Genomic DNA, 8179 nt, shown 5'->3' on the forward strand with positions numbered 1-8179 from the left:
CCTTCTTCTCCCTCACAAACTCCACCACAGGCCCCACAATAATACAAATTCCTGCGATAATCAGCCAGCCAAACGCAAAATACGTCCAGCCTTTAAAAAAGGAAAGCGTGTATTGATAGCCCGTTAAAAACATCACGCCTGGAAACAAGAGGACAAACAAAAATGTAAGTCCCAGCGCCCAGCGCGTACAAAGCTTTGCATCTTTATTTAACTGTTGTTCTGGATCCATACGCCACTTCCTCCCTTAATGGTTCATCTCCATGTTCATCAAAGCTTTTGAATTTGTCTTTTAGTTCATCAAAGTCAAATTCTTTTTTAGCAAGCAAGCCGTGTCCAATTGATATGATTCCGCTGATAATAAAAACGGTAGAATTTCCAATAAGCATTGGATACAGTCCGCCAAGGGCTTCTACATTAATGTGACCGTTAATCAAGTAAGCAGATGTGTTCCATGCGACAACGCCGCCAATCATCCCTAAAAGCGCTCCGTAAAATGCACCTGTATTCGTCGCTTTTTTCCACATCAGTCCAAGCGTAACGGGAATAACGGCTCCGCTGACGAAAATGCCCATAGCCATATACACAAACCCAAGGCTAATTCCTAAGTAAAACAGTAAAATGGAAAACACACCCATCGCAATCCCAAAGCCAAGCGTCACTTTTCGCGACGTGCTTAAGATTTTTTTACTGCTTGCTTTTGGATTAATAGAACGCAGGTAAATGTCCGTTACGATAATATTTGTGATCGCTGTTAATTCAGCCGCTCCTGTCGACATTACCGCCATAAACAGCATCGTTAAAAACAAAATAGAACCTAGATTTCCAAGCACGTGTGACGCCATAACGGGCGCGATAGAATCCGGTGAATCTACGGCAATTCCAAGCCCARCCGCACTTACACCTAGGAAAGTGGCAACGGCAAAGGGAATCGAAAACCAGGCAATTCCGCCGTAAATATACGCTTTTGAAGCAGCGCTGTTTTTACTTGCGATGGCACGCTGCCAGTATGCTTGATCCACAAAGACCGTACCGAAGTTCCCGATAATATTAATCATCCCAAACAAAAGACCCGGCACCGATGCCATCGTAAGCATATGCTGTGACGAAGGCAGATTTTTCAGCCCTTCGTACACGCTTGTTATGCCGAACTTATAATAAACGGCAGCAGCAAAAATAAATAAAATAATGAAAATAAAAACGGTGTTAAAATAATCAGCAACAAATGAGGCTTTTAAACCGCCAATCATGGTGTAGATGGTAAACGTAAGAGGAATTAAAAAAGCAGCAATAAAAATATTCATCCCGGTAAGAGAGTTTAAAGCAATGGCTCCTCCTAAAATAACCATGGCGGTCACAATAATATTTGTCATAAGAGCAAAGCCAAGCATTAAACGATGATTTTTCACGTCGAAACGCTGTGCAATAAATTCTAAAAACGTATGAGCATTCGGTGCTTTTTTCTTCAGGTTAATCGCGACAATGGCAAACAGCAAAATTTGAATGCTTGCTCCCGCTGCGTACCAATACGGTCCGCTAATGCCGTACTGATAGCCTGTGGAAGAAGACATCATTAACGTAGCGGCCCACGTCCATGCAGCAATAATGGATGCACTCGCCAGCCCAACGCTTACATTTCTTCCGGCTGTACTAAACTGCTCAGCCGTCATTTCCTTTCCTTGGCGGYGCTGCATCATGATTGTAACGGCCGTAAAGCCTCCTCCAAAAATCAGTAAAATCAAATACCCGACGCTTGATGAAAGCATCTTCTCCCTCCTCCTCCTATTAATGTTAGATTTACTAACATTAATATGTAAATAAAAGTAACATTTGTTAATAAAATACCACGTCATAAAATTATTAACAATACTGTATTTTCTGATTATTAAAGAGTATAATTAGATATTTTCTCTTTTTATATACAAAAAAGCCGGCACATTCGCACCGGCTTAAGCGTAAATTTTCGTTTTCAACATGTTTTATTTCCTCACATGAACGAAATATAAAAAAACGATAGCCCTTGAGACTATCGTTTTTTTATTATTGAGATACCATTACTTTTTGGCGAACGTGCTCTAAGTGATCACGAACTGCTTCTGCTGCTTCTTCCGGCTCTCCATTTTTAATCGCTTCAAAAATACGCTCATGGTCGGCATCCGTTTGCTTGCGATTTTCTTTTTGGCTTTTATTTAACGAATAAGCAAGCGCTTTTCGATACAAATGGCCTAAATCTTCTACAGCATGAAGAAGGAATGAGTTATGAGCTGCTTTCACGATATCATGGTGAAAGCGATAGTCCGCTTCATGTCCAATTTCTTCACTGTTGTGAACCGTCTTTTTAAATGCTTCTAACGATTCTTTAATTTCAATCAGTTCTTCATCCGTACGGCGCAGCGCGGCTAAGCTTGCTGCCTGCGACTCGATGATAATACGCATTTCAATTAGTTCAAGAACCTGATCTGCTTCAACCATTTCAAACGTCATTGGATCAAGCATACCCACTAAGTTTACACGTTTTACGTAGCTTCCTCCGCCTTGTCGTGATTCAATTAATCCGCTGGCAGAAAGAACGCTTAGCGCTTCACGAATTGGTGCGCGGCTCACTCCAAACATTTTGGATAACTCATGTTCCGACGGCAAACGAGACTCTGGCGGGAACGTTTTCTCTTTAATCATCTTTTTTAATTGATCAAGCACTTGACTAGATACTTTTTTACGCTCAATAGGTACAAACATACTTCTATTCCTCCTCCAAGTAATTATCTCTCTCTTTTTTTTAGTTTTCATCGGACCCAGATTAACTATGTGTATTCCGATTTATGTAAACGCTTCAATCTTTGTATTACAAGTATACATTATTTCAATTCAAATGTGTTGATAAAATTTTACTATTATTGTTATTATACCATGAAAACAAGTTATAAATGAATAACGATTCATGGTTTTTTGACATAATACCACTATCTTACATATAATCCGTATACAATCATAATCGCCGCGTCCGCTAACGCATGACTAATAATTGCCGCTTCGGCACCGTATCGCTCCCTTATACACGCCCACGTTATACCTGCTAAAAAAACGCCTACAGCCGAGATCCAATTAAAAGGAAACGCAAAAACGGGCAGAATAATAAACAGGTGATAAATCGTATAAAAGCTTGATGTAACAATGGTTGAAGCGGGTAAGGATAGATGCTTCTTCACTTTATTCTGTATATATACGCGCCAATACATTTCTTCTAAATAAGGGTTAATAAAAATCAAAATGACGGCTAAAATGATAACTTTCCATCCGCTAAATCCCCATATTTGCAAAACCGCTTGCATATCTTCTACATGAAAGATTTTACCAGAAAAAAACAGGCTGCTTCCAATTATCACAGCGGCACATAGAACTCCGCTCAGAGTTCCCACATACAGAGATTTTTTTGTAAGCGCTACCTTCAAGTTAATTTTATTATTCGCATATAAAATCATAAACATCCAGCCGTAAAAGCAAACAAATGTTACCAACACATTTTGGATAAGCCACAAACCGAAAAAAACAAAGATTGTTGGCATAAACAGCAAAAACAAAAATTTTATCACGTTTATGGCGCACCTTCTTTAAGAGACGCTTTTCTTTTACCTAGTAAACCTTTCGTATTCAAAAGGTTTACTATCTTTTATCTTATAAAAGTCCGGGGGTATTTTCAATTATTTTTTAATTCCTGCTCCAGCTCACGAAGACTTTCAGCAAGCTTTTTCTTTTCTTCTTCAAAGTGGGCATCGTTTTTAAAAGCAGGAGCTGAAGGTTCTAGCTCTTCATTTTCTCTTAGCCAATCCGGCGTCAATTCCTTGCGAACAACGTGCTTTTTAGTAGCGTAGGAAAGCGGCTTTTCAGTCTGCTGACTCGCTAGCGTGCGCTGTGATGTTACATAATGCTTATAAAAAAGATGCTGTTTGATATAGGCAAATGCTCGAATGGTATCGCCGCTGTATTTAGGCACGGAGTGATCAAATGCTTCATGCAGTCCTGATAGCGCCGTTTCTATTGGTATTTCGCTTTTTGCGACTTCGTACATATGCTTTAAATCACTGGCTGAAGGATACATCCCTCGGTTTCTTCTAGCAATAAAAGCGGCTTCCAACGTTTGTACGTAAGCGTCATGCGCGTCTTCTTCTCTTTTTATGTGATTTGTATTTTTTGCTGTAGTCTCTGTTAATGACGCCGTCACTGTGACCGGCTCCGCTGCTTCAATTTGACGATTCCCTTCTGTCAAATTGACATCTTCGAGCCCTTCAAATTCATCGCTTGGCATAAGCTCTTCTAGTTTCTTATAATCAATCCGGTACCAGACCGTGTTGTTAAATTTAGAGCGGTTGTATTTTCCTTTTACAATCAGGCCTTCTTTTTCAAGCTTTGAAATGATGCGTTGAATCGTTGAAAGCGACCAAAATGGAAACTGCTGCAGCCACTGCTGATTGGTGTTGTATACCCACGTATATCCGTCCTGCACGTTTACGCTTTTTTCAAGCCAGTAGTGAAGCTGCTGAAGAAACAGGGCTCCGTTCACTCCTACTTTGACTGCCAGCGCCGGCAGTACAATTAACGGCTGATCTTTTAATAATAATTTACTCATTATATCATCTCCTTTGTTATGTAAAATAGCTACTATATATATACAAAGAAAATGAAAAAACGGGGATGCCCGTTTTAAAATTATGTTAAAATATAGAAAAAACGAGGTGAGCATATGATACGTCCAGGCAGAATTGGCGATGAAGCAGGCATTGCAAATGTACACGTAGAAAGCTGGAAATCAACTTATAAAGGACTTGTTCCGGATTCTTTTTTAGATTCTTTGAGCGCTGAAAAGCGAAAGCCCGTCTGGAAAAAGCAGCTGGAATCAAATTCTATTTTTGTTGCAGAAGAAAACGGTCAAATCGTAGGCTTTGCTTCTTATGGCAAAGAAAGAACCAGCAAGCATCCTTTCTATAAAGGAGAACTGTATGCCATGTATTTACTCGCAGAGCATCAGCGAAAAGGAATCGGAAAAGCGCTTATGCATAAAATAGCGCAAGAGTTGGCAAACCAACATATACATACGATGCTCACATGGGCTTTTGAACAAAACGGCGCCTGTCAGTTTTACGAAGCGCTTGGCGGAAAAAGAATCGATCGTGCTGAGGTTGTTATTGAGGGAACCTCCCTATCTGAAGTGGCTTTTGGATGGGACACGCTTAAAAATTTGTAAGACAACTCTCTGGACAGATTTTTTTCTTCACGGTAAACTGTTTAGTTGGTATAAAAAGAAAGGATGACTTACCGTGACGAATTCTACTTATCGAAACATTATTTTGCTGGTTCTTTGTGTCACAGCGGGTATCGTCGATGTGATTGGCTACTTAAGCCTTGGCCATATCTTTACTGCAAACATGACCGGAAACATCGTGCTGCTCGGGTTAGCAATCGGAAACTCGCTTGAAACAACTGTTTTTCACTCTCTGACAGCTTTAGGAGGCTTTATTATAGGAGTTGTAGGAGCTGCAATTTTAGTTGGAAACAAAGAAAAAACGTTTTGGCCTAAAGCCGTAACGATCGCGCTTGGAATAGAAGGATTAATTTTACTTGTTTTTGCACTTTTATCTTCGTTTTCTCCTTCTTTACACTTAACTTACTTATTTATTTTCTTATTAAGCTCAGCGATGGGTCTTCAAACAACGTCGGCTCGAAAGCTTGGTGTAGCCGGCATTTCCACAACTGTATTGACAGGGACGCTTGCTAACTTTTTTGAAGACGTAACGGCACGTTTTCGCAGTTCTCGCTACCGCAAAACGTTTAACACCGATGCTATTCTTCGCGCGCTGTCTCTTGTGCTTTACTGCTTTGGCGCTGTTATCGCTGCGCTTGCAGAGCCTGCTTATAAATTTGAAATTATTTGGCTGCCAATTGTGATTTTGTTAGCCATTATCATTTTTGTCAGCACGAAGTTTCACTCTGATTCAGAAAAATAATAATAAAACGAGGCTGGGATAAAAGTATTTTAGTCAAAGGAAAATCCGAACGAGTTTGATTCTTGATTGAGAATCAAATTTGTTCGGTTTTTTATTAGTATAGTGAACGTTCATATATGTAGCAGCTTCTAGCTGTTGATTGGAGGGCAAGACGAAGACTCCTGCGGGAAAAGCGGGCTAAGTGAGACCCCGCACGAGGAGGCTCACCAGCCGCCCGCGGAAAGCGAAGTCTTGCACGGAAATCAATAGCGCTGTAACAAGCGAACACAATAGCTCATCTATCCAATTTGTTCGCCTTGAGATTATATTGATTTAGTTATGTCTCAACCTTTTTCATTTTCCCGCTAGTGCCGCTAAAACGCCAAAAATGATTGCTGCTGCAGGCCCTACAATGAATAGTCCAATTAAAATTGATCGTATAGCTTCCCATAGAAACCATAAAGGGCCTTGCTTAGACTCTGCTTTTTCCACTCTTTCCTCTAGGTGTTCGACTCTTTGCTGAAGCTTCGCTAATTCCTGCGTAACATCTATTTGTTCGCTCATCGCTCAAGCTCCTTTTTACTCTACATTACCATATACTTCCTTACTAAAACGACTATTTATTTGTGATTACTTCAATGCCGATTTCGCGGTAAGCATTTAACACGGTTTCGTTCACATGTTCTTCTGTAATGAGCCAATCTAGTGAGTTTGCTGAGCTGAACGTGTACGTTGACGATGTATTGAGTTTTTTAGCCGTTACAATAGCCGCTACTTCACTCGCACTTTTAATCATTTGGCTTTTAATGTGCATTTCTTCAAGCAAAGGAATGCTCATGCCAATTTTCGGATCGATCGCGTACACGCCTAAAAAACAAAGATCCGCTCGAATTTGTTTAAGCGTATCAACCACGCTTTGTCCTACCGTGACCATCGATTCTTTTCGAAATGTCCCTCCAAGAGAAACAACTTCTACAAAGTCATGTTCCGCTAGTGCAACGGTAATTAACGGACTGTTTGTAATAACCGTGACGTTTAAATTCTTTGGAAAAGCTTTGACGAGCTGAATATTTGTTGTACTTCCGTCCATCAAGAGCACCTGCCCGTCTTTAATTAACGGAAGCGCCGCTACGGCAAGTGAATGCTTAACATCCATCAATTCACGCTTTCGCTCTTTGTAATCAACCGCAGACGTGGAACGCGGAAGCGCTCCTCCGTGTACGCGCTGCAGCAGTCCAAGCGCGTCCATTTCCCGCAGATCTCTGCGGATTGTATCTTCTGAAACATTCAGCGTTTGACTAAGCGTCGTAGCCACAATTCGCCCTTCTTTTTCAAGCAAATTCATAATTTGTTTGCGTCTTTCTTGTTTTAACATTGCTTGTTCACCTGTTTTCTTTCTGCTTTTTACTTTATTATACTTGTTTCTTTTGTAAAAACAATGTAAAAACGCTTGATTATCAGTGTTTTTTCGTTTATTGTAGGATAAACAAGATAAAACACGCAAAAACAAGTAACAATAGTCAAAGGGAGAGATAGTTTATGAAGATGATTTTTACAGATTTAGATGGAACTCTTTTAAATAGCAGCAGTGAAATTAGCACAATTAATGCAGAAGCAATTAAAAAAGCGCAAAAACACGGAGTTGAAGTCGTGGTTGCTACAGGGCGCGCTTATTTCGACGTGCAGGAAATTTTAAAAAAAGCTGAGCTTTCAAACCTTTGGGTGATTGCCGCAAACGGAGCGACTATTCATGACCCGAACGGACAGCTCAGACATTCTGTTCCGATTGATGCACATCACGTCAAAGAAGCGCTTCAGTGGCTGGATGCAAACGAATTTTACTATGAAGTGTTTGCTGAACATGCAATTTATACGCCAAACTCGGGCCGTGAACTGCTGGCCATTGAAATTGACCGAGTAAAAAGCGCCAATAAAAATGTGGATGAAGAAAGACTTCATCACGCAGCGGCTAAGCAGTACAGCCAAACGGGGTTTGCCTTTGTTGCATCGTATGAAGATATTTTAAATACAAACGCTGAGCTTTATAACGTACTAGCTTTTTCATTTGATGATGAAAAACGACAAAAAGGCTGGGATCACTTTAGCAAGCAGCACGACATGACGCTTGTATCTTCGGCTGATAATTAGTTCGAGCTTGAAATCAAAGACGCTTCAAAAGCAATCGCATTAACATACGTTGTAAA

Annotated in this window: 10 protein-coding genes; 3 read left to right on the forward strand and 7 right to left on the reverse strand. The window is 40.4% G+C overall.

All coding sequences use genetic code 11. The features are described 5' to 3' along the window. From AC1DRF_RS12250 to AC1DRF_RS12270, 5 genes are all read right to left on the reverse strand, one after another. The coding region (locus AC1DRF_RS12250) for a hypothetical protein (RefSeq protein WP_477740833.1) at window positions 1-229 on the reverse strand (229 nt) is incomplete at its 3' end. Next, window positions 204-1763, reverse strand: a complete 1560-nt coding sequence (locus tag AC1DRF_RS12255; RefSeq protein WP_477740834.1) for a sodium:solute symporter family protein — start codon at window positions 1761-1763, stop codon at window positions 204-206. The genes AC1DRF_RS12250 and AC1DRF_RS12255, both read right to left, overlap by 26 nt. 274 nt (window positions 1764-2037) lie before the next feature. Further along, window positions 2038-2733, reverse strand: a complete 696-nt coding sequence (locus AC1DRF_RS12260; protein ID WP_013058211.1) for a FadR/GntR family transcriptional regulator — start codon at window positions 2731-2733, stop codon at window positions 2038-2040. A 224-nt stretch (window positions 2734-2957) separates the two neighbouring features. After that, window positions 2958-3587 carry a CPBP family intramembrane glutamic endopeptidase gene (locus tag AC1DRF_RS12265; protein ID WP_097822943.1) on the reverse strand — a complete coding sequence of 210 codons (630 nt, stop codon included), beginning with the start codon at window positions 3585-3587 and terminating at the stop codon, window positions 2958-2960. A gap of 104 nt (window positions 3588-3691) precedes the next feature. Then, a complete protein-coding gene (locus AC1DRF_RS12270) occupies window positions 3692-4621 on the reverse strand; it encodes a hypothetical protein (RefSeq protein ID WP_477740835.1) in 930 nt (309 codons plus the stop codon). 114 nt (window positions 4622-4735) lie between these two features. On the opposite strand from AC1DRF_RS12270, the gene AC1DRF_RS12275 reads away from it, so the two are divergent. Both AC1DRF_RS12275 and AC1DRF_RS12280 read left to right on the forward strand, forming a co-directional pair. After that, entirely contained in the window at window positions 4736-5236 is a 501-nt protein-coding gene (locus tag AC1DRF_RS12275) for a GNAT family N-acetyltransferase (protein ID WP_043981121.1), read from the forward strand. Window positions 5237-5309: 73 nt separating this feature from the next. Beyond that, window positions 5310-5996, forward strand: a complete 687-nt coding sequence (locus tag AC1DRF_RS12280) for a YoaK family protein (protein ID WP_477740836.1) — start codon at window positions 5310-5312, stop codon at window positions 5994-5996. 333 nt (window positions 5997-6329) lie between these two features. On the opposite strand, the gene AC1DRF_RS12285 is transcribed toward AC1DRF_RS12280, so the two are convergent. After that, window positions 6330-6539, reverse strand: a complete 210-nt coding sequence (locus AC1DRF_RS12285) for a hypothetical protein (protein ID WP_477740837.1) — start codon at window positions 6537-6539, stop codon at window positions 6330-6332. Between the two features lie 52 nt (window positions 6540-6591). Then, entirely contained in the window at window positions 6592-7350 is a 759-nt protein-coding gene (locus AC1DRF_RS12290) for a DeoR/GlpR family DNA-binding transcription regulator (protein WP_014458988.1), read from the reverse strand. 164 nt (window positions 7351-7514) lie between these two features. Here AC1DRF_RS12290 and AC1DRF_RS12295 point away from each other — a divergent pair, with 164 nt between their 5' ends. Further along, a complete protein-coding gene (locus AC1DRF_RS12295) occupies window positions 7515-8123 on the forward strand; it encodes an HAD family hydrolase (protein ID WP_477740838.1) in 609 nt (202 codons plus the stop codon). The last annotated feature ends 56 nt before the right edge of the window (window positions 8124-8179 follow it).

The organism is Priestia sp. P5_B4 (genome assembly GCF_056400385.1).

What these genes read in the sequence shown, in the direction of transcription:
- AC1DRF_RS12270 (WP_477740835.1), bottom strand. Translation starts at nt 4,621, where the DNA reads ATGAGTAAATTATTATTAAAAGATCAGCCGTTAATTGTACTGCCGGCG.
- AC1DRF_RS12285 (WP_477740837.1), bottom strand. Translation starts at nt 6,539, where the DNA reads ATGAGCGAACAAATAGATGTTACGCAGGAATTAGCGAAGCTTCAGCAA.
- AC1DRF_RS12260 (WP_013058211.1), bottom strand. Translation starts at nt 2,733, where the DNA reads ATGTTTGTACCTATTGAGCGTAAAAAAGTATCTAGTCAAGTGCTTGAT.
- AC1DRF_RS12295 (WP_477740838.1), top strand. Translation starts at nt 7,515, where the DNA reads ATGAAGATGATTTTTACAGATTTAGATGGAACTCTTTTAAATAGCAGC.
- AC1DRF_RS12275 (WP_043981121.1), top strand. Translation starts at nt 4,736, where the DNA reads ATGATACGTCCAGGCAGAATTGGCGATGAAGCAGGCATTGCAAATGTA.
- AC1DRF_RS12290 (WP_014458988.1), bottom strand. Translation starts at nt 7,350, where the DNA reads ATGTTAAAACAAGAAAGACGCAAACAAATTATGAATTTGCTTGAAAAA.